Here is a 23,125-nt window from a genome sequence, read left to right on the forward strand (position 1 = left end):
CGCAAAAGGAAAGGATAGACGTTGCAACACGTCTATCCTTTTTCAGCAATGATTATGCGTTTGTAATCACATCGTCCGGAACTTGCAAGCCAAGCCCTTCGGCAACGCGGCGTCCATAGTCAGGGTCTGCTTTGTAGAAGTGGCGGATTTGGCGCAGTTTAATTTCTTCTTTTGTCACTTGTTTCAATGATTCTACAATATTTTTCACAAGGCGCGCTTTTTCCTCTTCGCTCATAAGACGGTATAAGTCTCCAGCTTGCGTATAATGATCATCGTCATCATATGGCACGCTTTCTGCCATGCCGGATACCGGGAATGGAGTCGTTTTATGTTCTGATACTTCTGTTGGTCCTCCGAAGCTGTTTGGTTCGTAGTTGACAGAACCGCCTCCATTATTGTCAAAGCGCATGAAGCCGTCGCGTTGATAGTTGTTTACTTCCACGCGCGGACGGTTGATTGGAAGCAAGTTATGGTTCACGCCGACGCGATAACGGTGCGCATCCGCATAAGCGAACAAGCGGGCTTGCAACATTTTATCTGGTGATGGTTCAACGCCAGGAACTAGGTTTCCAGGCGAGAATGTCGCTTGTTCGACTTCGGCAAAATAATTTTCTGGATTGCGGTTTAATACCATGCGGCCGACTTCAATTAACGGATAATCTTTGTGCGACCAAACTTTTGTGACGTCGAATGGATTGAAACGGTACGTTTTTGCGTCTTCTAGCGGCATAATTTGCACATATAATGTCCAAGATGGATAATCGCCTTTTTCGATGGCGTTATATAAATCTTCCGTATGGTAATCCGGGTTTTCTCCAGCGATTTTTACCGCTAGTTCCGGATCCATGTTTTTCACGCCTTGGTTTGTTTTAAAGTGATATTTCACCCATACCGCTTCGCCTTTTTCATTCACCCATTTGAATGTATGGCTTCCGTATCCGTTCATATGGCGGTATGTCAATGGGATGCCGCGGTCCCCGAACAAATAAGTGACTTGATGCAAGGATTCCGGAGATAAAGACCAGAAATCCCACATTGCTGTCGGATTTTTCAAATGGGTGCGCGGGTCGCGCTTTTGTGTATGGATAAAATCTGGGAATTTGATTGCATCACGGATAAAGAAAATTGGTGTGTTGTTACCGACTATATCGTAGTTTCCTTCTTCCGTGTAAAATTTCACCGCAAAACCGCGCGGGTCGCGGACTGTATCAGCAGATCCCAATTCACCGGCGACAGTGGAGAAGCGGACGAATACAGGTGTGCGTTTGCCAACACCGTTAAATACTTTCGCTTTTGTGTATTTCGACATGTCGTTTGTTACTTCGAAATAGCCGTGCGCGCCAGCGCCTTTCGCATGGACAACGCGTTCTGGGACACGTTCTCTGTTGAAGTGTGCTAATTTTTCGATCAGATGCACGTCTTGGATTAATGTCGGTCCAGGATTACCGGCTGTAATCGAGTTTTGGTTATCGCCAACAGGTGCTCCCCAACTAGTTGTGAGCTTTTTTGTATCTGCCATCGTTTGTTTCCCCCCGTTTCGGTTTTCGTTTTCACTAATAAATGATAACATTTATCAAACAAAAGTCAATACTTTTTTATAATTATTTTAAATAAATATATATGTTAAAAAGAAAATAAATAGCATAAAATATTAGTTTTTTATTTTATCACCAAATTTTTCTTTAAGGATGGCCAAAAAATGATGAGTACTTTTTGGAATATAACGATTTTTTTCAATAATTGCCGCTGCTTCTGCACAAATGGAAGAATCGATAATGTCAAGTACACAAATGTCTGGAAGATAGAAAAAAGAAACGGTCGATTTCGGAACAATGGTAGCTCCGATCCCTTTGGAAACAAGGGAGAGCAAAATCGTTGCATCAGGGCACTCACAAATGATTTTTGGTTCGAAGCCGTGGCGTCGGCATTCATTAATGACAAGTTCGTATTGTCCCTTTCCTTGAATACGATGAAGAAGAAGAAGGGGAATATCAGCAAATTCTTTCATATACACATGCGACTTGGAAATGTTCCATTGCCTTGGAAAAACCGCAATATAAGGATCGTTTGGTAAATGAATCATTTCGTAATGATACGAATCGATAGGAAGGCGGACGATTCCAATATCAATTTCTCTCTGCCTCAGTAATTCGCAGATAGAAAAACTATCTCCTTCACGTAAATGAAACTTCACATTTGGAAATGATTGATGAAAAGGTTCAATGATTTCTGATAAATAGTAAAAGCATGATTTAACGCAACCGATGGATAACACACCACTTGTTCCTTCTTCAATTTCACGGACTTCTAAAATAGCATCTTCTAATTGCTGAAGCAGCTGTTTTGCTTTTTTATATAAAATTTTCCCTGGTTCTGTTAATTCTAATTTCTTTCTATTTCTTTCCATCAAAGTGATTCCTAGAGTTTCCTCCAGCTGTCTTAGTTGTTGGCTTAATGGTGGCTGTGCCATATGCAGCTTTTTAGCCGCTTTTGTAATTTGCCCTTCTTCCACAATTGTCGCAAAATATTTTAATTGTTTTATGTCAATCATGCTTGTTCCCCCTCTTTTGTATATATTTTTTATATAATTAACCAATGTTTTTTATATTTTTCATATATGAAATCATATGTTATATATTAATTATAAAAATTCAGAAAATAACAATTCAACAAAAGGAGGTGAGTTCTTGGGTGTAGGAAAGCGCTTACTATCGTAATTATACATTAAAACGGATAAAGATGTAGGAGGGGATAACGAATGCCAGCAAAAACAGGTAAAGAGTATATCGAACGTTTAAAAAATGCGAAAAGCAATGTCTATATTCATGGAGAAAAAGTGGAGGATGTTACCGAGCATCCAGCGTTTAAAAATGTCATTCAATCGATGGCACGTCTTTATGATCTTCAATACGAAAAGCAGGAAAAAATGTTATATATGTCACCTACAACGGGAAACAAAGTTGGTATGACATATATTCAGCCTACAACGAAGGAAGAATTGATTGCCAGACGGGAAGCAACGCAAGAATGGGCGCGCACTTCCGCGGGAATGATGGGGCGTTCGCCAGATTACTTGAATGCGGAAGTGATGGCGATGGGAGTAGCCAATGACTTGTTCGCTGAAGATGACCCGATGTTTGCTGAAAACGCGAGAAATTATTATGAATATGCACGCGAAAACGATATTAGCCTTACACACACGCTCATTCATCCACAAATGAACCGTTCAAAAGCACAACATGAACAAAAAGATGCGAATGTCCCTTTGCATTTAGTGGAAAAAAGAAAAGATGGCATTATTGTTGATGGTATTCGCCTATTGGCGACGCAAGGTGGGATTACTGACGAAATTTTAGTATTCCCGTCCACTGTCAAAAAAGCGGGATCGGGTGAAGACCCTTATTCACTAGCGTTTGCCATTCCAAATAATACTCCAGGTGTAAAATTCATTTGTCGTGAAGCGTTTGACTACGGCAAAAGCCATTGGGACCATCCGTTAGGTTCGCGTTTTGAAGAAGGAGATGCCATCGTTTCATTTGAAAACGTTTTTGTTCCGTGGGAACGCGTGTTTATTTGTGGCAATTCTTCCATTTGCAATCGGACATTCCGTGAAACGAACGCGGTTGTTCATATGTCTCATCAAGTGGTTGCCAAAAATATTGTGAAAACAGAATTTATCCTCGGTGTTGTTCTTTGTATTATGGATGCAATTGGTATTGAGCAATTCCAACATGTCAAAGACAAAGGAACAGAAATTATGTTAGTGCTCGAAACGATGCGCAGCCATTTGTATCGGGCGGAACATAATGCCAAATTGGACAAATGGGGAACGATGACTCCAGATTTTGCAGCACTTGACGCAGCGAGAAACTGGTATCCGAGAATTTATCCGCGTCTAGCGGAAATTGTGCGCATTCTTGGCGCCTCTGGATTAATGGCGATTCCGACAGAAGCTGACTTCAATAATGAAGAAATCGGAGCGATTGTACGTAGAGCGATGCAAGGTGCGCATATCGATGGATATGAACGTGTGCAACTATTCCGACTGGCATGGGATATGACAATGAGCGCCTTCGGAAGCCGACAAACGCATTATGAATACTACTTTTTTGGTGATCCAATCCGCATGGGAATGACTTATTTTGATAACTATGAAAAAGATTATTATAAAAATTTGATTTACGAATTTTTAGGAACACCGAAGCTTGCTCATGTTTCTGCCAATACTCATTAATCATTAATAAAAGAAAGTAGGGGGATGAATCGTATGAAGTTTAATATTATCCGTTGTGCGAGAGCGGTGTTAAGAGTGACCGATTTAAACGCTTCTCGAGATTTCTATGAACGCGCTCTGGGCTTTGTTGTGACTGAAGCAGACAGCAACCATCTATATTTAAGGGGATTGGAGGAATACCATCATCATAGTTTATTGTTGAAAAAAGCAGAACAGCCTAGTGTAGAAGTCATTAGCTATAAAGTGTATTCCGAAGAAGATTTAGAGGCTTTGTATGACTTTTTCCAACAAAAACAGATGAATCCGAAATGGATAGAAGAAGGTCAACAACATGCAATTGGAAGATCTTTCCGCGTTCAAGATGTATCTGGTCTTCCCTTGGAATTTTTTGTGAAAATGGATACGATTGAACGGCTGTTGCAGCGATATGATTTGTATCGCGGTGCAAGAGTACAGCGGATTGATCATTTTAACTGCATGGTGACAGATGTGCAAACAGCGTACGATTTTTATGTAAAAGAATTAGGATTTGCTTGTTCAGAATATACAGAAACAGAAGATAGACAGTTATGGGCAGCGTGGCTGCATCGGAAACCGAACGTTCATGATGTCGCGTTTATGAATGGAAAAGGGCCGCGTCCACCATATTGGCTTTTGGCTTTCCGATCAGCTCAGCCTAATTCACGCTTGCGATGTGCTTGCTTCGATGGGGTATGCCTCGAGCATCGAACGGGGGCCGGGCCGCCATGGGTTGTCCAATGCCTTTTTCCTTTATTTGAGGGACCCAGATGGCCATCGAATTGAATTATATACGGGAGACTATTTAACAAGTGACCCTGATTTTCAACCAATTCGCTGGGATATTAACGATCCGCGCCGCCAAACGTTCTGGGGACATCAAGCTCCAGACAGCTGGTTTGAAGAGGCATCTATAGTGTTAAATATTCATAACGATAAAGTGGTAGAAGTAACAGAACCAACTTTGACAAAAATGAAACCTACATTCATTATTTAAAAATTTATTGGTGGCAAATGGGGAGAAGCCGGAAAATACATTCCACCACTTCTATCTCCATATAATGAAAAAAACATTTCTGCAATTCCTGTCGCTACTTCAAGCGATGTCGACCAAGCAATTGCGGCTGCTTACCATGCTCGTGAAACAATGACGAAAATGCCGAAACATGAACGGGGAAAAATCTTAGAAAATGTGGCCTCCTTTGTTAGAACAACGAAAAGGGGAGGCTGCACACATCCATTGCGCAAGAGCCTGCTAAACCTGTTCGCGCAGCATTGGAAGAAATCAATCGTACGATCCAAACATATAAATTTTCATCAGAGGAGGCAAAGAGGATTCACGGCAAAACGTTGTGTTAGATGCAGCATCTAGTGAAGAAAGCTGAATTGGTGATACTATTCGAGAACCAATTGATGTGATTGAAGCGATTATTCCTTAATTCTCTGGTGAATTTAGTCGCTTACAAAACCGGACCTGTTTTTGCTTTTGGAAATACGATTGTCTTAAAGGCGGCTTCGCAAACATTGCTATCTGTTTTCTTTATTGCCAAACTATTGCAAGAGTCTATCTTGCCTGATGGTGCATTAAATGTTGTAGCAAGTGGCAGCCTTATTGGTGTCCAAATGTGCAGGATGAAAGGGTAAAAATGGTTACGTTCAAGGAAGACCGCAAATATTCCAACATTCGTGTCGGTCATATTCCATATGGTCGAGTAAAAGAAAACGGGATAGGAAGAGTTAAATATGTTATCCAAGAAATGGCGGAATGGAAATTGGCAGTGATTATGATAAAAAAGGAGTGAAGAATGTGGACGATCGTACATTTAGAAATGCGATGGGGAAATTTGCAACTGGCGTTACTGTCATTACATCCTCTTTAAACGGTCAAGTGCGTGGGATGACAGCAAATGCATTCATGTCAGTGTCATTAAATCCGAAGTTGGTTCTTATTTCTGTTGGCGAAAAAGCTAAAATGAATTCAGTCATTCAACAAACCGGGAAATTTGCTGTCAATATTTTATCTGATCAACAACAAGACCTCTCTATGTTATTTGCTGGACAATTAAAAGAAGAGCGGAATGTGGAATTTGCTTGGATTGATGGTCATCCGATATTACCAGATTCCTTGGCCAATATTTTGTGTGATGTCGATACCTTATATATTGCAGGAGACCATACGTTATATATTGGAAAAGTAACAGACATTTACATGAAAGAAGGGGACCCGCTGTTATTTTTTGAAGGAAAATACCGCCATATCGCCAGCCTTTAAATGGGGGATGAGTCAGTGAAAGTTATTTATATAGATCAAAATACAGACTTGTCTGCTTGTAAACCTGAACCATGTGTAATAGCGCTCGGCTTTTTTGACGGAGTACATGTAGGGCATCGAAAGATTATTGAGACGGCAAAACGACTTGCAAAAAAGAAACAATTAACACTGGCGGTGATGACCTTTTTTCCACATCCAAGCCAAGTGATTCCGGCATCCAAAAAAGTGAGCTCGTATCTTTCTCCTCTATCAGTAAAACAAGAGATTTTTGCGGAATTAGGAGTGGAAAAGCTTTATATTGTGAAATTTGATGAGAATTTTTCGAAACTTTCTCATCGGGAATTTGTTGATCGATTTCTGATCTCTCTCTGTTGTCGTCATGCGGTGGCAGGATTTGATTTTACGTACGGATATAAGGGAGAAGGAACAATGGAACAGCTCGAACAGGATGGGAAGGGAATATTTGAAGTTACAACCGTTCCAGAAGTGAAGTATAAAAGCAAAAAAATTAGTTCTTCGATGATTCGGCAGTTATTATTGTCCGGCATGGTTCATGATGTTCCGTATTATCTTGGAGATTATTATAGCGTTTTATGCATGATCGTCGATTTGGAAGAAGAGGATAAAAAGATGACTTTTCGTGCACGGTTGGAATATGATTATATGATTCCAAAAATAGGAAAGTATATTGTCCGAATAGAAATAGATGGAAATTATTATAGAGGAGTCTGCTATATTTCTGACAAAACGTTACAAACAAATATGTTGGATGGAATGGTTATTGGCTTGAGCAAAATAAACGCTCAACAATCTATGAAGCTCGCTTTTGTTAGACGTCTATCTGATGAGGAAGCATCTGCCAATAGTAAAAAGTTCAAATCTGTTATATAGAAAAACTAGTTGATGAAATTTCATATATGATTTACTCGTTGAAATTATATATGATTTTATATATAATTTAATTAAATTTTAGAAAATTAAGAAGTGGCAGCAAATTTTTAGGAGGTTATATTTTATGGCTTACGAAGAGATTAAACAGAAATTAAGGGGATCGATCGCTCCTGTCATTACACCGTTTGACAGCGAAGGAAATATCGATTTTGAAACGATGAAAAAATTGATTGACTGGCAAATTGAAAGCGGAAGCCATGGAATTTCCGTCACAGGAACATCGGGAGAACCTAGCTCCTTAACGATTGAAGAGCGTAAGAGAGTAATGGAAACAGCGAAAAAAGCAGTAAATGGAAGAGTTCCATTTATTCCGGCGACTGGTTCCACGAATCATGCGGAAACGCTTGAATTGACAAAGTTTGCTCAAGAAATTGGCGCGGACGCCGCTATGGTGATTGTACCTTACTACAATAGGCCGTCCCAGCAGGCACTTTATAAGCATTTCAAAGCTGTCGCTGATTCGGTAGATATTCCGATTATTATTTATAACATTCCGGGAAGAACAGCAGTGAATTTAGAAGTGCAAACAATGGCGCGGCTCGTAGAAGATTGCCCGAATATTATCGGAGCGAAAGAGTCCAATAAAGATTTTGAACACGTCAATCGCGTTCTTCTTTATTGCGGCAGAGATTTTCTCTTATTCTCCGGTATTGAGTTGCTATGCTATCCGATGCTGGCGATTGGAGGCGCGGGATCGATTAGCGCTACAGCGAACGTGGCGCCGGAAAAAGTAGCGGAAATGCACAACGCGTGGTTTGAAGGAGATGTGAAACGGGCGCAAGATCTTCATTTTGAGCTGATGGAGTTAAACGATATTTTATTCATAGAAACAAATCCAGGACCGGTAAAGGCAGCGTTGGGAATGATGGGAAAAATTACGCCGAAGCTGCGGCTGCCGCTTGATTTGCCAAGCGAAGAGGTTCAGGAGAAAATCCGGCAGACGCTCGTGAAATACAATCTATTAGCGGAAGTAACATCATGATTGCCGGGAGCGTGGTGGAAACAAGTGGCTAAAGCATTTTTTAAAATTGCCGGAATTTCCTATACGATGGAATCGGAAGTAGATCCAGAGAGAAATACAGTGGTCATTGATGGAACGGAGTACGGTGCGAATCAACTGCAATGGGAAGCACCAGTGTCGGGCGCCATTTATGGCGTACTTTTAAACTACAAAGGGGAATGGGAGCGGTTTCGGAAGCAAATGACGAAGCCACCGTACTGTCAACCTCCTAGTGCTCCAATTTTGTATATGAAACCAGGCAATACGGTAAATGTGCACGGAGGATGTATTCCGTTGCCAGATGGCGTGTCTGAGCTGCAGGTTGGGGCGGCGCTTGGCGTGGTCATTGGGCAAACCGCGACGAAAGTAGAAAAAGAACGAGCATTCGATTATATCAATGGATATACGATCGTAAATGATGTCACCATTCCGCACGAAACGATTTATCGTCCTTCTGTCAAGGAGCGTTCAAGGGATGGATTTACTCCGGTGGGACCATGGGTGGTCGATAAAAAGGATGTGGATAATCCAGATTCGCTCGATATACGAGTGTTTGTCAATGACCGCTTAGTCCAGCATAATAACACGAAACATTTAATCCGCCCCGTGGCATCATTATTGGCAGATATTACTGAGTTTATGACATTATATCCGGGGGATGTCCTGCTTGTTGGTGTTCCAGAACGCGCGCCGCTTGTGAAATCTGGGGATTATGTGCGCATTGAAATTGAGAAAATCGGAAGTTTAGAAAATACGATTGTACATGAAAGAGATTGGATAAAGGAGATTGGATCTCATGAAACGCGCGCGCATAGCGTTTAACGGTGCTGTTTACGAGGCGGTAGTAGAGGAAAGCGGGCTCCTGAAATTGAATAATGGACGCGCCGTGAAAGAAGAGGAAGTGACATGGCTTCCTCCTGTTGAGCCGCGGACGATTTTCGCGTTAGGGCTAAATTATGCCGATCATGCGCAAGAATTATCGTTTTCAGCTCCGAAAGAGCCGCTTATCTTTTTCAAAGGAAAAAATACATTAATTGGACATCGCGGCGAAACGCCGAGACCTTCCGATGCGACGTTTATGCATTATGAATGTGAACTTGTTGTCGTAATCGGAAAAATGGCGCGAAAGGTTAAAGCGGAAGAAGCGTATGAGTATGTTCAAGGCTATACGATTGCAAACGATTACGCGATTCGCGATTATTTGGAAAATTATTATCGCCCGAATTTCCGTGTGAAGAATCGCGATAACTGCACGCCGATTGGCCCATGGTTGGTCGATAAGACAGATATTGATGACCCGATGAACCTCACATTGCGCACGTATGTGAACGGAAAATTAGTACAAGAAGGAAATACAAAGAATATGATTTTTAGTATTCCAGCACTAATTGAATATTTAAGCAGTTTTATGACATTGAATGCCGGCGATATGATACTCACTGGAACGCCAAAAGGGGCAGTCAATGTCAATGTGGGCGATGAAGTTGTCACCGAAATCGAAAAAATCGGTCGATTAATGAACAAAATCGTATGACAAAGGGGACGTTTTTATGCCTCACTTTATTTTGGAATACACTGATAATATTGCAAAAGAAGCGAATATTCATGAACTATTGTGCAAAGTTCATCAAGTGCTTATCTCGCGAAGTGATTTGTTCCCGATCGGTGGTATTCGTTCCAGAGCGATTGAATTGAAAGAATATTACGTTGCTGACGGTACAGAGGACGATGCGTTTGTGCATGGCACATTAAAAATCGGAGCAGGACGTTCGGAAGCGGATAAAAAAGCGGTTTGTAAGGAAATTTTTAACGTCATGAAAGATCATTTCTCCGCGCTTTGCGAAAAACGATATTTGGCGATATCTCTAGAATTATATGAATTTAGTGAATCTGGAACATATAAACATAATAATATTCATCGCCGTTACCAAAAGTAATCGCTCGTTAGGAGGGAAAAGAATGGCAGGCAAAATTGGCAACGTGCTTCACTATATCAATGGAGACTTTGTTGAAGGCGCTTCAGGTAACTATTTTGAAAATATAAACCCGTTTACGAACGAAGTCATTAATGAAGTGGCGGAAGGATTGAAAGTGGATATTGACGCGGCTGTCCGTGCAGCGAAAGAAGCGTTTAACAATGGTCCGTGGCGGACGATGTCTGTCCAGGAGCGAATGACGTATATTTTGCGAATTGCCGATTTAATTGAAAAATATGCAGAGGAAATTTCGTATTTGGAATCGCTTGATACGGGGCTTCCAATCAGCCAAACGAAAAAGCAGGCGGCTCGCGCTGCTGAAAATTTCCGATTTTATGCGGAAATGGTGAAAAGCCGCATGGTTGGGGAAGCGTATCACGTGGACGGGCAATTTCTCAATTACACCATTTACAAACCAATCGGTGTAGCAGGATTAATTACGCCGTGGAATGCGCCATTTATGCTAGAAACATGGAAAGTTGCGCCTGCACTGGCTACTGGGAATACCGTCGTGTTGAAGCCAGCGGAATGGTCGCCGCTGACGGCAAATAAACTGGCAGAAATTATTCATGAAGCGGGACTGCCAAAAGGGGTATTTAACGTTGTGCACGGTTTTGGAGAAACTGCAGGTGCTTCCCTTGTCGCACATCCGGATGTGCGCCTCATTTCCTTTACGGGTGAAACAACAACGGGATCGGAAATTATCAAAAACAGTGCTGATACGTTGAAAAAGACGTCGATGGAATTAGGCGGAAAATCTCCGATTATCGTCTTTGCGGACGCGGACTTAGAAAAGGCGCTGGATGCGGTAGTATGGGGCATTTTCTCCTTCAATGGCGAAAGATGTACTGCTAATTCCCGCTTGTTTTTAGAAAAATCGATTTACGATTTGTTTGTCGAAAAGCTAAAGGAACGAGTGAAAAACATTTCCATCGGAGACCCGATGGACCCGTCGACGGAAGTAGGACCGCTCATTCACCGAAAACATTGGGAAACGGTAATGAATTATATCGAAATCGCGAAACAAGAAGGAGCGGAAGTCTATTCAGCCAACGTTCCGGAGGAGCTGAAAAAAGGAAACTTTGTGGCGCCTACGCTGTTATTGAATTGTCATAACAGCATGAAAGTGGCGCAGGAAGAAATTTTTGGTCCAGTTATGGCAGTGATGTCATTCGAAACGGAAGAAGAAGTGATTCGGATGGCAAATGACGTAAAATACGGACTAGCGGCATATGTATGGACGAATGATATAAAACGAGGCCATCGCGTCGCCCAATCGATCGAAAGCGGAATGGCGTGGGTCAACTCGCAAAACGTCAGGGATTTGCGCATTCCGTTTGGAGGCACGAAATACAGTGGTATCGGCCGAGAAGGCGGGCATTACAGCTTCGATTTTTATACAGAAGTGCAAGTGATCCACGTTTCTATCGGAGATCATCCTATACCAAAATTCGGAAAAGCGAAGCAACATTCTGCTGCTTCCGCTCAACATGGATAAAATAGAAAGATATGTGCTTGTGAGCATATAGCATATAGTATATGATGGTAATATGGAGCCAAAAACAAAAAACAAAACACAAATCGCCTACGAATATATTCTTTCTCGCATCGAAAACGGCGTGTATGGACCGGGATATCGGATCGTCATCGATCAAATTGCCCGAGAGTTGAGCTTGAGTAGCATTCCGGTCAGAGAGGCAATCCGTCAATTGGAAGCGGAAGGGTGGATTCAATACAAGCCTTATACTGGTGCGATCGTCAGCAACATTAACGAGAAAGAATATTTAGAAACGTTGTCTGTCCTAGCGGTGCTTGAAGGATATGCGACAGCGCTAAGCTCCGGTAATATGAAGGAGGGGATGATTCAACAATTAGCAGAATTAAATAAAAAGATGGAGCAGGCGCTGCAGGAATTTGACTTTGAGCGATTTAGTGAACTCAATTATGAATTTCATGCGCTCATTTACAAACATTGCGGCAATGCGTATTTAGAAGAGCAAATTAAGCAAATTTGGCAGCGAATGAAGCGAATCCGCGCGTATGGGTTTACATTTGTACCGCAGCGGGCGAAGGAATCCATTAAAGAACATGAGGAAATTATCCGTCTGTTAAAGGAACAAGCGCCACGAAACGAAATTGAGGACTTTGTTCGTCAGCACAAATTAAATACGGCGGAAGCGTTCAAAAATCGCTAATCTTACTTCTCCATTCAACTAAAGCAGTACTGCTTTAGTTGAATGGGATGATAAATAAGTGATTGTGACTATATTTCATCATATATTATTTCATATACTATAAATGCCGCTTTTTATTTTACTGCCACTCCATTTTTAACTCTTCACACAGCTGTGCGTAGGCTGCAAAAAATGAAAGCGGTGCCATTATCAGAATGTTCAAGGGGGATTGGATAAAGGATGAGAAAGTGTTTGTCCGCTATGATATCTATTTTATGCGTATTCATTCTTGCTTCGTGTGGCAAGGAGCCTTCGAACGGTTCTGAATCCGAAGTTATTAAAATCGGTGGAATCTTTTCTGCCTCTGGGGAAGCTGCACCATTAGGAAAACCGGAAATGGGGACAGTGAAGATGCTCGTCAAGGAACTGAACGAAAATGGCGGGGTTAATGGCAAAAAAATAGAATTAATTGCCTATGATGATAAATCAGACCAAAATGAAGCGGTATTATCCACGAAAAAACTTATTGAACAAGAAAAAGTCATGGCGATTATTGGTGGCACGACTAGTGGCAATGCACTTGCAATGATTCCTCAAATCGAAAAATCAGGCATTCCGTACATCTCCTTAGCAGCCAGTAAACAAATAGTCCAACCTGATGATCATTCTCCAAGAAATTGGACATTTAAAACGGCCCAAGGTGACGATATTGTGATTTCTAAACTGTTAAGCTATTTAAAAGAAAAAGGACTGCAAAAAGTGGCATGGCTTAATGTTGCGAACGCTTACGGGACAAGCGGGCATGAGGAATTTAAGCGTTTTGCCCCTGATTACGGGATAAAAGCAATTATTGAGGAAGAATTTGAAGCAACCGTTGACGATGCAAAAGCGATGCTGACGAAGGTAAAAAAAGCAAATCCGCAAGCAATTATCGTGTGGGGGACCGCTCAAGAATCAGCGGTTGTTACAAAAAATATTCATCAGTTAGGTATTAATGTGCCAGTTATTGAAAGTCAAGGAATCGGTACAAAGGGGTTTATTGATTTAGCGGGAGAAGCTGCGGAAGGAGTCATTTTTCCAGTTGGACGTATTTTAGTAGCAGAACAATTGCCGGATAGTGACCCGCAAAAAGAAACGTTACTGAAGTATAAGAAAGATTTTGAAAAAGCGTATAACTATGAACCAACTACATTTGGCGGACATGCATGGGATGCGTTCCATTTGTTAATAAATGCGATCAAAGAAGCAGGAACAGATAAAGAAAAAATAAAAGAAAAATTGGAAAACACGAAAAACTTTGTTGGAATATCGGGAATTTTTAATATGGATAAAAACGACCATACCGGATTAACAGTAGATAGCTTAGTAATGGTGCAAATCAAAGATGGCAAATTTGTGCTTGCGGAGTAAAACCGCGTATAAGGGAATTAGATAGCTAATTCCCTTTCTTTTACAATAAAAAATTAATTTGAAAGGAAGTGTACGGAAGATGGACATATGGAACCAGTTTGTGCAACTGTTTTTTTCAGGGTTGACGGTTGGTAGCATTTACGCATTAGTCGCACTAGGATTTGTGATTACTTATAGCATTACTGGGATTTTAAATTTGTCTCAAGGTGATTTTGCGATGCTGGGGGCGCTTATTTGTATTTCCTTTGTAAACAGTGGTTTTCCTTTTGTTATCGCCATATTGCTTAGTGTTGTTCTAGTGATGATCATCGGTGGATTATTTGAAAGATCTGCTATTCATCCAGCGAGGTATTCATCTACAGCTACATTAATTATTATTACGATTGGGGCAGCATTTGTTTTTCGGGGAATTGCGATTTTTGTGTGGGGAACGCAGCCTTATGCGTTACGGCCGTTTACTGGCAATGACTCTTTACAGATTTTTGGGGCTGTCATTCAAACGCAAAATATATGGGCGATTGGAATTTCTTTAGTCAGTTTAGCAGTTTTATATTTCTTCTTTAATAAAACCTATATGGGAAAAGCGGTGACAGCTTGCGTTGTGAATCCTTTTGCTGCTCGTCTAATGGGAATTCAACCGCTGAAAATGTCATTTGGAGCCATTGTTATTAGCGCAGGTCTTGGGGCATTAGCAGGAATCATTATTGCCCCTATTTCCGGTGCTTCGTATGACATGGGAGTGATGATCGGCCTAAAAGCGTTTATCGCTGCGGTAATTGGAGGGCTGACAAATGCTCCCGCTGCCATTGCTGGAGCTTTTATAATAGGGATTTTAGAAGCGTTTACGGAAGGATATTTTTCTTCAGGATATAAAGATGCGATTAGTTTCGGATTACTTCTGCTTGTTTTGTTTTTTATGCCAAATGGGATTTTTGCAAAGGCGTCTGGGAAACGAGTATAAGGGGGAAGCAGTATGGGTTTGGATTTAAAGAAAATATATAATGGAAGCACAAAAGGATCCCTTCTGGTTGCTGTAATTTTGCTTGGCTTACCACTTGTTTTTTCAACGAATAACTATTTGTTAAGCACGCTTATTATGATTGGATTTTATACGATTGTGAGCACAGGATTGACATTGCTGATGGGATACGCAGGGCAAATATCGCTAGGACAAGCAGCATTTTATGGAATCGGAGCTTATACGTCTGCGTATTTCACTACTCATTTTGGGCTTTCTCCGTGGCTTGCCATGATTGTTGGAGCGATCCTCGCGGCAATGGTAGCATTTGTTATTGGCATTCCTGCATTTCGGTTAAGAGAACATTACTTAGCATTGGCCACTTTAGGTTTTGGCGTCATTGTATTCACTTTTTTTAAGGAATGGAAGGAAATTACTGGTGGATTAAACGGATTTTTTGGAATTCCGCCTATCAGTCTATTTGGGATTACCATTCAAACGGATTTTCAGTTTTATTATCTTGTATGGGTTTTCGCATTGATCGGCATTCTTTTTGCGCGTAATATTGTTCAATCTAGAATAGGCAGAGCGCTGTTATCGATTCATGGAAGTGAAATTGCAGCCAATTCGTTAGGAGTAAACATTACAAAATATAAGCTGCAAATGTTTATGATCAGCGCCATTTATGCAGCTGTTGCAGGCAGTTTGTATGCGCATTATGTTACATTTATCAACCCGCAATTATTTGAAATGATTACGTCTATTTATTTTTTAATTATGGTCGTAATCGGTGGGGCGGGAAGTGTCTGGGGTGGTTTGATCGGCGCGGCAGTATACGTATGTCTAGGAGAGTTGTTAAAAGAGATCGTTCCACTATTTATTCCGAATGCCGGCGGGGAATTTGAGATTGTGTTTTTTGGAATTTTGCTTGTCATTATGCTTATTTATATGCCAAACGGATTGTCACGTTCCGTACCGAAAATAGTGAAACGGTTGTTGCCTGCCTGGCATCGAAAAAACGAATCAATGCTTGTTTCGGAAAATGAGAATGCCAGCTCTATAGGGGGAGAACGTCTATGAAGGAAAATGTGCTTTTACAAGTCCACCAATTATCCAAATCGTTTGGAGGCGTTCATGCCATACAGGACGTCTCGTTTCACGTTCATGATCGAGAAATTATTGCGGTCATTGGACCGAATGGGGCAGGTAAGACGACGTTGTTCAACGTTATTACAGGCATTCTCCGGCCAACGAGCGGTTCTATTGTTTTCAAAGGGGTTTCCACCGCTGGCAAAAAGCCTTTTCAGCTTGCACAGCTAGGCATGACGAGAACGTTTCAAAATCTTCAAGTATTTGGGAATATGACCGTAATTGAGAATGTTATGGTTGGTCTGCACACGAGGTTAAAAACTGGGATATTCAGCGCGGGTTTTCGTTTGCCACTGGTGTCAAAAGAGGAGAAACAAGCGTTGGAACAGGCGTTTGCATGTTTGCAACAAGTCGGGATTGAATATCTTGCTTTTGAAAAAGCCGACGTATTACCGTACGGAATGCAGCGGTTAGTGGAGCTTGCAAGAGCCGCTGCTTCCAATCCTTCCCTTATTTTATTAGATGAGCCGATGGCTGGGTTAAATCCGCAAGAATCAAAAAAGTTAGTGGAAGTTTTATTGGAGATGAGAAGCAATGGCATGACATTTTTATTTGTCGAACATGATATGGAAACGGTAATGTCAATTGCGGACCGAATCGTTGTATTAGACTACGGGAAAAAAATCGCAGAAGGAAGACCTGAAGAAATTGCCCGGCACCCGGATGTCATTAAAGCGTATTTAGGGGAAGAGGAGATGATATAGATGCTGACGTTAAATAATCTTCATGTTTATCATGGACATTTGCATGTGCTAAAAGGAATTCATTTGCAAATCGGTAAAGGGGAAATTATGGCGATTGTGGGGGCAAACGGTGCGGGAAAGAGCACGTTGCTAGGCACTATTGCCGGCATATATCTACCGAAAGAGGGAGAAATTATTTTTGAAAACGAGGTGCTTCCTTATGGTAAAGTAGAACAAATCGTAAAAAAGGGGATTTGCCTTGTTCCGGAGCGTCGGCAAATTTTCGATGATTTGTCTGTAAAAGATAACTTGCTGTTAGGGGCGTATCATCGATATCGGCACGACTTTCGGCAAGTGATGAGGGATTATGAAAATGTGTTGGACGTTTTTCCAAAATTAAAAACGATGCTAGATAGACCTGGGGGATTGCTGAGTGGCGGAGAACAACAGATGCTGGCAATCGGGCGAGGATTGATGGCAAAACCGACGTTAATGATGTTGGATGAACCTTCTTTAGGCCTTGCTCCCCTGGTTGTGAAAGAGATTATGAAACTGCTCGAACAATTACGAGATCAGTTTGGCATGACTATTTTATTAATAGAACAAAACGTACGAGCGGCATTGCAAATTGCAGACTATGCTTGTGTGCTCGATCGCGGCGAAATCGTTATTCAAGGCAAAGCGGATGAGCTGTTGCGCGATGAACGGGTAAAAAATGCTTATCTAGGAATCCAAAGAAAAACCTCATGATACAAAAAATAATGGGATGATTTTTTACATTTCGTATTTCAGCATTGTCCAACGCTTTTTCACTACCAATAGCGATGGCACGTTTCCTTTATTGCCATCGCTGTTGGTGGTGATAGATAAACGTCCTCTACAAGTCCTAATTTCTCAACGCTTGCTGCTGTTCGTACGTTGATGGTCGGCCAAAATTGTCTTCGTATTTCATCGTTCGCTAATTTGAACACTGCTACTTAGATGTACATAAACCGCCGAAAAAATCACTTGTCCTGTTGTTTTTTGCCGCATCGTCCTTGTCGGCAAGTTTTGGCGATCTTTAGTGATGGGGTATGCCTGGCGGTGTTAGGTTGTTTTCATTGTTGTCTATGTCATTGCCGTTGAATTTGTCACTCCAGCTTGGCACGTTGGAATTGTTTATGTGCCCGCTCTAATACTTCTGGATTCTGCTCTTCTTTGTCCGACTTATTACGTCATGGATATGACTGTAAACCAAAATTCCGTCCTCATTGTCGGTCCGTCCGAGTGAATTTGTTTCCTGCCCATCTGGTCCCGGGTGTATCCTTCCACGATTTGCAAGGGTTCGCTTGGGCGGGTATCGCCCCATAAACAGGTTATGTTCTGTGGCATTTCCATGAAAAGACCTAAAGGAAAATCCTTTTCAAATCCAAAATGTAGAAACGATCTCATGCATGGACCACTTTATATAGATGATTTGAGGTGACGGTGATGATGGTGTCGTCATTCAGCTTCGAAAGGGAAAATACCGTCCGGATGGGATTTTCGATATTGATTTTCCACGCCCACTCTTTTAATGGGGAGCGCCTGTCGTCCGCTTAAGATATCGAGTAAAAGGGAATATGAAGAAATGAGACGATCCGTTATTGCTCTTTTCAGAAAATCACAAAGCATTGCCAAGGAATATAATTGAAAAAGGGAGCCCCAAAAGTGTTGGGACACCCTTTATACGCATCGAATAATAAGAGAAGTCTATATATGGTATTCCGTTTGTGGTTGAGCAACCTTTTGAGTCGCCCTCTTGTTATTTTGTTTGTAATATGTCATGATCGACGTAACGTTCTCCATTTAGTTCGCTAATGACATTAATGGCTACTTTCGCTCCGTCGCCAGCGGTAATAATGGTATGTACGCTGACGCCGGCTACTGTTCCAGCCGCCCAAATTCCTTCGATATTGGTGCGTCCGTTTGCATCCGCATCGATGATCGTTTTAATGCGCGGCTCCGTCCCTTGTTTTGTTTTTACGCCGATTTTTTCGGCAAGATCAACCGCTACTCCTGTTGCCAAAATAACGTGTTTTGCCTCAAACGTGCCGTTGTCTGTTTGAATGCGGAAGCCGTTTTCTGTTTTTTCGATGTTGGTGGCTTGGGCGGCAACAAGCTCAGCTCCGAATTTTGCCGCTTGTTTTTTCCCGGTTTCAATTAAATCCGGCCCTGTGATTTCTGCGACCCCATAGTGGTTTTCGATCCAAGCGCGTTTAGTCATGCTTTTGTCGTTGTCAATTAATACCGTTTTCTTCCCTGCTTTTGCGGTAAAAATGGCCGCGCTTGCCCCCGCGGGCCCAGCTCCAATAATGGCGATATCGTACATCGGTTCATGCCCCTTTCGTTAGAATATTCCAACATTTATTATAACATTTTCAGCGTTTCCATCCAAATCAATGTTGATAATATATTTATTAATTTAAAATAATTATTATTTTATATTGATTATTTAAAAATAATATGTATAATAAGTGATGAAAACAGTTAAAGGAGAGCGAAAACATGCGAAAACAAGTAATTTGCGAACAATGCCATCAACCGATTCGCCGGTTGAAGCATTCTATTCTTTGTCAATGCGGAATGAAAATTGTTCAACATAAATAAACGAATGGATGATATACAGGTAGTCGAGGGACTGCGCTTCTTTGTTGTCCAGTCCCGGTTTTTTTGTGCGATAATAAGAATCTTTTTCATGAAAATGTTGATATAGAAAAAAATTGCTCCAATACAATGTAATTGATAATAATTGTTAAAATCATTTAAGGTGTATAGCGGAAAAATACGATTTATAACTATATGGACTCTTTCTCACGAATAATATGAAAACGTTAAGTAAAAGCTTTGGATAAGGAATTAGCGAGAATTAATGTACAAATCGAAGCAGTCAAAGCGAAAACGGAAAAAATGAACGGCAAAGCGCTAATGGTGTTCACGACCGGCGGCAAAGCAAGCGCATATGGCCTAGGGTCCCGCTTTGGGATCATTCATGACGTGCTTGTCATTAAACCGGTTGATGCGAATATCGGCGTATCGCCACATGGTCAAAGCATTTCATTTGAATATCTTGCAGGGAAAAATCCGGATTATTTATTTTGTGATGGATCGCGATGCAGTAGTGGCAGGAAAATCGTCGCCAAAACAAACGATTAAAACGAACTGGCGAAAAAGGCAAACGCTGACAAAAACAATCATAAATCCGAACTATTGGTATCTTTCCGGCGTCGGCTCATTTCTGTAGAAATGTCGATGAAGTGGAAAAGGAAGCGAAATGATGGCATTTCAGCGGCTAGCCATTGCTTTGCAAGGTTAGCCGCTTTATTTTTTGTTTTCCTAATCCTTGTGTAGCGTGGATGTTTCATCAAAAAATATAGCGTTGAACCGTTTTTTGTGGCCGTTTCTATCGTTATGATTTTGGATTGTTCAAAATTCCGCTCACAGTCAGTGTGAGCTTGGATCACCGGAATACTGTTTTTCCGGGATTACATCTTGATAATCTATTGTAAAAAATTTCTATATATATGTTAACCTATATATAAAATATAGTTGACATTAAATGTGTTGTCAGGCAAAATAGAAGCAAATATCGGATTGGAGGGAAAAAATGAAAACGAAATCGCTGCTGCTGGCAGCGCTGTTTGCCGCGCTTACGGCCATTGGCGGGTTTATTAAAATCCCGGTTCCATATGTGCCGTTTACGTTGCAAATTGCTGCTGTTTATTTAGCGGGATGTTTACTCGGACCGAAGCTTGGAATGTTGAGCCAGCTTGTCTATGTGCTTGTTGGTCTTGCCGGTGCTCCTGTCTTTGCCGAAGGGGGAGGGCCTAGCTACGTGCTTCAACCGACGTTTGGCTATTTGATCGGTTTTGTTGCGGGAGCCTATGTCAACGGATGGCTGATGCAAATCTTTCAATTTCGCAAAGCGGCGACGGTTTTTCTCGCGAACTTATCTACTCTTTTTGTCGTTTATTTGTTTGGTTGCGCTTGGCTGTACATAGCGATGAAGTGGATCGTGGAAAAGCCGCTTACCGTTGGGCAAACGTTATGGTTTGGCTTTCTGCTGCCTGTGCCTGGCGATCTATTGTTATGTGCGGCCTGTTCCGTCCTTGTCGCGCGCATGCTGCCGCGCATCCACAGCGTCATTCGCAAGCAGGAGGTGGTTTCCTAATGGGACAAGCGATATTTATCACGGGAACAGGAACAGAGATTGGGAAGACAGTGGCAACTTCTTTTCTCGCATTTGTTTTTCAAAAGTTAGGGTTGAGAACAAAAGTATTTAAGCCAATTCAAACTGGCTTAGCGGAAGATGGCGTTTTGTTTGCTGATCAACATTGGTACGAAAAAGTCGTTGAACTGCCGCAATCAGAAGGACTATATTATATGGAACCCGCTGTTTCGCCGCATTTAGCGGCAACATTAACGAATACCATGATCGAGCCGGCATTGATAGCGGAAAAAATCGAACGATGGAAACGTCAATATGACGTCGTTCTCGTTGAGGGGGCGGGAGGATTGGCTGTTCCGTTAATAGAGAAGGAACAGGGGTTTTATATGACAAACGATTTGATTCGAGAATGCAACATTCCGATTATCATTGTTTCTTTAGCGGGACTTGGCGCGATTCATCATACGGTGACAACCGTATCTTACGCACAGCAACAAGGCATTCAAGTACTCGGATTGATTTTTAATCAATTTAATGCCGAAAGTCTCATTCACGTTAATAATGTGCAAACAATACAAAAAATGCTGCGATTGCCTACCATCGCCACATTGCCGACGTTCACGAAGGTGACGAAGCATGCGATGATGGCGCTGGCAGAACGATGGCTGGCGAATAACGAGAGAAAGCAGTTGTTACGGGAGGTGCTGTCCGTTGAAGTATAGCTACGAACAATTAGAGCAATGGGATAAAGAGTATGTGTGGCACCCGTTTACGCAAATGAAAACATATGTGCAAGAACGGCCGCTTATTATTGAGCGAGGACAAGGAAGCTACTTATTTGATGTCAATGGCAACAAATATTTGGATGGGTATGCATCTTTATGGGTAAATGTCCACGGCCACAATGTTCCTGAACTAAATGAAGCTTTGCACGCGCAAATTGAAACGATCGCGCATTCAACATTGCTTGGATCGGCAAATGTACCTTCGATTTTGTTGGCGAAAAAGCTGGTTGAGCTTTGGCCGGGGCTTTCCAAAGTATTTTATTCCGACACTGGAGCCGCTGCGGTGGAAATCGCACTAAAAATCGCGTATCAATATTGGCAAAACATCGACCCTGTCCGGTATGCGAAAAAAACAGCATTTGTGTCGTTAAGGGAAGCGTATCACGGCGATACGATTGGAGCAGTCAGCGTTGGCGGCATGGAACTGTATCATCGCATTTTCCAACCGCTGCTGTTTGAGCGAATCGAGGTACCATCCCCGTATGTATATCGTATGAGCGAATACGGAAATGAACAGGAAATTGTGCAATACTGTTTACAGCAGTTAGAACACGTGTTGGATTCGGAACAGGAGCGCATCGCCGCAGTAGTCGTGGAACCGCTTGTGCAAGGGGCAGCGGGGATTATCACGCATCCGAGCGGCTTTTTGAAAGGAGTGGAGACGCTTTGCCGTCGGTATGGAGTTTTATTGATTTGCGATGAGGTAGCCGTCGGATTTGGAAGAACGGGAACGATGTTTGCCTGCGAACAAGAACAAGTGACACCGGATATTGTTTGTTTAGGGAAAGGGATCACTGGCGGTTATTTACCACTAGCTGCCACATTAACAACTAATCAAGTGTATGAAGCGTTTTTAGGAGAAGCCGACGAAGACAAGACATTTTACCACGGCCATACATATACAGGAAATCAATTGGCTTGTTCAGTCGCTTTAAAAAATATTGAGCTTATCGAAAAGCGGCAGCTTGTCGAAAATGTAAGGAAAAAAGCAGAATTTTTAGCAAAGAAGCTAGAGGTGCTTTATGACATTCCAATTGTCGGGGATATTCGCCAAAAAGGATTAATGGCAGGAATTGAAATTGTTCAAGATCGAAACACGAAGCAGATTTTTCCGCGTTCGGAAATGATTGAACATCGCATTATCCTAGAGGCTAGAAAGCGCGGCCTAATCATTCGTCCGCTCGGACCGGTGCTCACGTTCATTCCAGTGTTAGCGATGACAGAAGAACAGATGGAAACAGCAGTCGATATCCTCTTCGATTCGATCGCGGAAATGGCGAAGGCTGTTCGATAATGGTTTCCATTGTTGCCTAGTAAGTCTAGGCAGCC

At 41.9% G+C, this 23,125-nt stretch carries 24 protein-coding genes and 1 pseudogene; 22 read left to right on the forward strand and 3 right to left on the reverse strand.

From position 1 onward, the window contains the following. Positions 1–52 precede the first annotated feature (52 nt). On the reverse strand, positions 53–1,519 hold the full coding sequence (katA, locus tag MWM02_RS02400; protein WP_064552100.1) for a catalase KatA: 1,467 nt from the start codon (positions 1,517–1,519) through the stop codon (positions 53–55). Positions 1,520–1,651: 132 nt separating this feature from the next. Then, positions 1,652–2,551 carry a LysR family transcriptional regulator gene (locus tag MWM02_RS02405; protein ID WP_064552099.1) on the reverse strand — a complete coding sequence of 300 codons (900 nt, stop codon included), beginning with the start codon at positions 2,549–2,551 and terminating at the stop codon, positions 1,652–1,654. A 207-nt stretch (positions 2,552–2,758) separates the two neighbouring features. Here MWM02_RS02405 and hpaB point away from each other — a divergent pair, with 207 nt between their 5' ends. From hpaB to MWM02_RS02485, 18 genes and pseudogenes are all read left to right on the forward strand, one after another. Beyond that, complete coding sequence (gene hpaB / locus MWM02_RS02410) at positions 2,759–4,234, forward strand: 4-hydroxyphenylacetate 3-monooxygenase, oxygenase component (protein ID WP_244402872.1); 1,476 nt, start codon at positions 2,759–2,761, stop codon at positions 4,232–4,234. A 33-nt stretch (positions 4,235–4,267) separates the two neighbouring features. After that, positions 4,268–5,249 (forward strand): annotated as a pseudogene (hpaD, locus tag MWM02_RS02415) (3,4-dihydroxyphenylacetate 2,3-dioxygenase). A gap of 39 nt (positions 5,250–5,288) precedes the next feature. Beyond that, entirely contained in the window at positions 5,289–5,624 is a 336-nt protein-coding gene (locus MWM02_RS19580) for an aldehyde dehydrogenase family protein (protein WP_481861764.1), read from the forward strand. 74 nt (positions 5,625–5,698) lie between these two features. After that, complete coding sequence (locus MWM02_RS19585) at positions 5,699–5,896, forward strand: aldehyde dehydrogenase family protein (RefSeq protein ID WP_481861765.1); 198 nt, start codon at positions 5,699–5,701, stop codon at positions 5,894–5,896. 2 nt (positions 5,897–5,898) lie between these two features. Further along, positions 5,899–6,054, forward strand: coding sequence for a hypothetical protein (locus MWM02_RS02420; RefSeq protein ID WP_244402873.1), 156 nt, complete (start codon positions 5,899–5,901; stop codon positions 6,052–6,054). A 5-nt stretch (positions 6,055–6,059) separates the two neighbouring features. After that, positions 6,060–6,524, forward strand: a complete 465-nt coding sequence (locus MWM02_RS02425) for a flavin reductase family protein (RefSeq protein WP_064552095.1) — start codon at positions 6,060–6,062, stop codon at positions 6,522–6,524. A gap of 15 nt (positions 6,525–6,539) precedes the next feature. Beyond that, positions 6,540–7,415, forward strand: a complete 876-nt coding sequence (locus tag MWM02_RS02430; protein WP_244402874.1) for an FAD synthetase family protein — start codon at positions 6,540–6,542, stop codon at positions 7,413–7,415. 124 nt (positions 7,416–7,539) lie between these two features. Continuing rightward, complete coding sequence (hpaI, locus tag MWM02_RS02435) at positions 7,540–8,457, forward strand: 2,4-dihydroxyhept-2-ene-1,7-dioic acid aldolase (protein WP_064552093.1); 918 nt, start codon at positions 7,540–7,542, stop codon at positions 8,455–8,457. A 24-nt stretch (positions 8,458–8,481) separates the two neighbouring features. After that, positions 8,482–9,297 (forward strand): fumarylacetoacetate hydrolase family protein, encoded by an 816-nt coding sequence (locus tag MWM02_RS02440; protein WP_244402875.1) that lies wholly within the window; start codon positions 8,482–8,484, stop codon positions 9,295–9,297. After that, a complete protein-coding gene (locus MWM02_RS02445) occupies positions 9,272–10,009 on the forward strand; it encodes a fumarylacetoacetate hydrolase family protein (RefSeq protein WP_244402876.1) in 738 nt (245 codons plus the stop codon). Before MWM02_RS02440 ends, MWM02_RS02445 begins: the two co-directional genes overlap by 26 nt. 16 nt (positions 10,010–10,025) lie before the next feature. After that, positions 10,026–10,412 carry a 5-carboxymethyl-2-hydroxymuconate Delta-isomerase gene (locus tag MWM02_RS02450; protein WP_064552091.1) on the forward strand — a complete coding sequence of 129 codons (387 nt, stop codon included), beginning with the start codon at positions 10,026–10,028 and terminating at the stop codon, positions 10,410–10,412. Between the two features lie 22 nt (positions 10,413–10,434). Continuing rightward, positions 10,435–11,949, forward strand: coding sequence for a 5-carboxymethyl-2-hydroxymuconate semialdehyde dehydrogenase (gene hpaE / locus MWM02_RS02455; protein WP_244402877.1), 1,515 nt, complete (start codon positions 10,435–10,437; stop codon positions 11,947–11,949). A gap of 52 nt (positions 11,950–12,001) precedes the next feature. Further along, positions 12,002–12,646 carry a GntR family transcriptional regulator gene (locus MWM02_RS02460; protein WP_064552089.1) on the forward strand — a complete coding sequence of 215 codons (645 nt, stop codon included), beginning with the start codon at positions 12,002–12,004 and terminating at the stop codon, positions 12,644–12,646. A gap of 219 nt (positions 12,647–12,865) precedes the next feature. Beyond that, positions 12,866–14,035: an ABC transporter substrate-binding protein gene (locus tag MWM02_RS02465; RefSeq protein WP_064552088.1), complete on the forward strand. Its 1,170-nt coding sequence runs from the start codon at positions 12,866–12,868 to the stop codon at positions 14,033–14,035. A gap of 79 nt (positions 14,036–14,114) precedes the next feature. Continuing rightward, a complete protein-coding gene (locus tag MWM02_RS02470; protein ID WP_244402878.1) occupies positions 14,115–14,996 on the forward strand; it encodes a branched-chain amino acid ABC transporter permease in 882 nt (293 codons plus the stop codon). Between the two features lie 12 nt (positions 14,997–15,008). Beyond that, positions 15,009–16,073: a branched-chain amino acid ABC transporter permease gene (locus MWM02_RS02475; RefSeq protein ID WP_244402879.1), complete on the forward strand. Its 1,065-nt coding sequence runs from the start codon at positions 15,009–15,011 to the stop codon at positions 16,071–16,073. Continuing rightward, positions 16,070–16,846, forward strand: a complete 777-nt coding sequence (locus MWM02_RS02480) for an ABC transporter ATP-binding protein (protein ID WP_244402880.1) — start codon at positions 16,070–16,072, stop codon at positions 16,844–16,846. The genes MWM02_RS02475 and MWM02_RS02480 overlap by 4 nt, the downstream gene beginning before the upstream one ends. Beyond that, on the forward strand, positions 16,847–17,575 hold the full coding sequence (locus MWM02_RS02485; protein WP_064552084.1) for an ABC transporter ATP-binding protein: 729 nt from the start codon (positions 16,847–16,849) through the stop codon (positions 17,573–17,575). 1,033 nt (positions 17,576–18,608) lie between these two features. Here MWM02_RS02485 and MWM02_RS02490 read toward each other — a convergent pair. Further along, entirely contained in the window at positions 18,609–19,175 is a 567-nt protein-coding gene (locus tag MWM02_RS02490; RefSeq protein WP_244402881.1) for an FAD-dependent oxidoreductase, read from the reverse strand. Positions 19,176–19,690: 515 nt separating this feature from the next. Here MWM02_RS02490 and MWM02_RS02495 point away from each other — a divergent pair. From MWM02_RS02495 to bioA, 4 genes are all read left to right on the forward strand, one after another. Further along, positions 19,691–19,999, forward strand: a complete 309-nt coding sequence (locus MWM02_RS02495) for an ABC transporter substrate-binding protein (protein WP_244402882.1) — start codon at positions 19,691–19,693, stop codon at positions 19,997–19,999. Between the two features lie 451 nt (positions 20,000–20,450). Then, positions 20,451–21,014, forward strand: a complete 564-nt coding sequence (locus tag MWM02_RS02500; protein ID WP_064552080.1) for a biotin transporter BioY — start codon at positions 20,451–20,453, stop codon at positions 21,012–21,014. Continuing rightward, complete coding sequence (bioD, locus tag MWM02_RS02505; RefSeq protein WP_064552079.1) at positions 21,014–21,733, forward strand: dethiobiotin synthase; 720 nt, start codon at positions 21,014–21,016, stop codon at positions 21,731–21,733. Before MWM02_RS02500 ends, bioD begins: the two co-directional genes overlap by 1 nt. Beyond that, positions 21,723–23,090 carry an adenosylmethionine--8-amino-7-oxononanoate transaminase gene (bioA, locus tag MWM02_RS02510; protein ID WP_064552078.1) on the forward strand — a complete coding sequence of 456 codons (1,368 nt, stop codon included), beginning with the start codon at positions 21,723–21,725 and terminating at the stop codon, positions 23,088–23,090. The genes bioD and bioA overlap by 11 nt, the downstream gene beginning before the upstream one ends. The last annotated feature ends 35 nt before the right edge of the window (positions 23,091–23,125 follow it).

It is taken from the genome of Parageobacillus sp. KH3-4, assembly GCF_022846435.1.
Classification (GTDB): Bacteria; Bacillota; Bacilli; order Bacillales; family Anoxybacillaceae; genus Parageobacillus; species Parageobacillus thermoglucosidasius_A.

Excerpts from the sequence above, each read along its gene's own strand:
- MWM02_RS02420 (WP_244402873.1), top strand. The coding sequence starts at position 5,899 with ATGGTTACGTTCAAGGAAGACCGCAAATATTCCAACATTCGTGTCGGT.
- bioD (WP_064552079.1), top strand. The coding sequence starts at position 21,014 with ATGGGACAAGCGATATTTATCACGGGAACAGGAACAGAGATTGGGAAG.
- MWM02_RS02470 (WP_244402878.1), top strand. The coding sequence starts at position 14,115 with ATGGACATATGGAACCAGTTTGTGCAACTGTTTTTTTCAGGGTTGACG.
- hpaE (WP_244402877.1), top strand. The coding sequence starts at position 10,435 with ATGGCAGGCAAAATTGGCAACGTGCTTCACTATATCAATGGAGACTTT.
- MWM02_RS02485 (WP_064552084.1), top strand. The coding sequence starts at position 16,847 with ATGCTGACGTTAAATAATCTTCATGTTTATCATGGACATTTGCATGTG.
- hpaI (WP_064552093.1), top strand. The coding sequence starts at position 7,540 with ATGGCTTACGAAGAGATTAAACAGAAATTAAGGGGATCGATCGCTCCT.
- MWM02_RS02480 (WP_244402880.1), top strand. The coding sequence starts at position 16,070 with ATGAAGGAAAATGTGCTTTTACAAGTCCACCAATTATCCAAATCGTTT.
- MWM02_RS02450 (WP_064552091.1), top strand. The coding sequence starts at position 10,026 with ATGCCTCACTTTATTTTGGAATACACTGATAATATTGCAAAAGAAGCG.
- MWM02_RS02490 (WP_244402881.1), bottom strand. The coding sequence starts at position 19,175 with ATGTACGATATCGCCATTATTGGAGCTGGGCCCGCGGGGGCAAGCGCG.
- MWM02_RS02465 (WP_064552088.1), top strand. The coding sequence starts at position 12,866 with ATGAGAAAGTGTTTGTCCGCTATGATATCTATTTTATGCGTATTCATT.
- MWM02_RS02445 (WP_244402876.1), top strand. The coding sequence starts at position 9,272 with ATGAAACGCGCGCGCATAGCGTTTAACGGTGCTGTTTACGAGGCGGTA.
- katA (WP_064552100.1), bottom strand. The coding sequence starts at position 1,519 with ATGGCAGATACAAAAAAGCTCACAACTAGTTGGGGAGCACCTGTTGGC.
- MWM02_RS02500 (WP_064552080.1), top strand. The coding sequence starts at position 20,451 with ATGAAAACGAAATCGCTGCTGCTGGCAGCGCTGTTTGCCGCGCTTACG.
- hpaB (WP_244402872.1), top strand. The coding sequence starts at position 2,759 with ATGCCAGCAAAAACAGGTAAAGAGTATATCGAACGTTTAAAAAATGCG.
- MWM02_RS02405 (WP_064552099.1), bottom strand. The coding sequence starts at position 2,551 with ATGATTGACATAAAACAATTAAAATATTTTGCGACAATTGTGGAAGAA.
- MWM02_RS02460 (WP_064552089.1), top strand. The coding sequence starts at position 12,002 with ATGGAGCCAAAAACAAAAAACAAAACACAAATCGCCTACGAATATATT.
- MWM02_RS02475 (WP_244402879.1), top strand. The coding sequence starts at position 15,009 with ATGGGTTTGGATTTAAAGAAAATATATAATGGAAGCACAAAAGGATCC.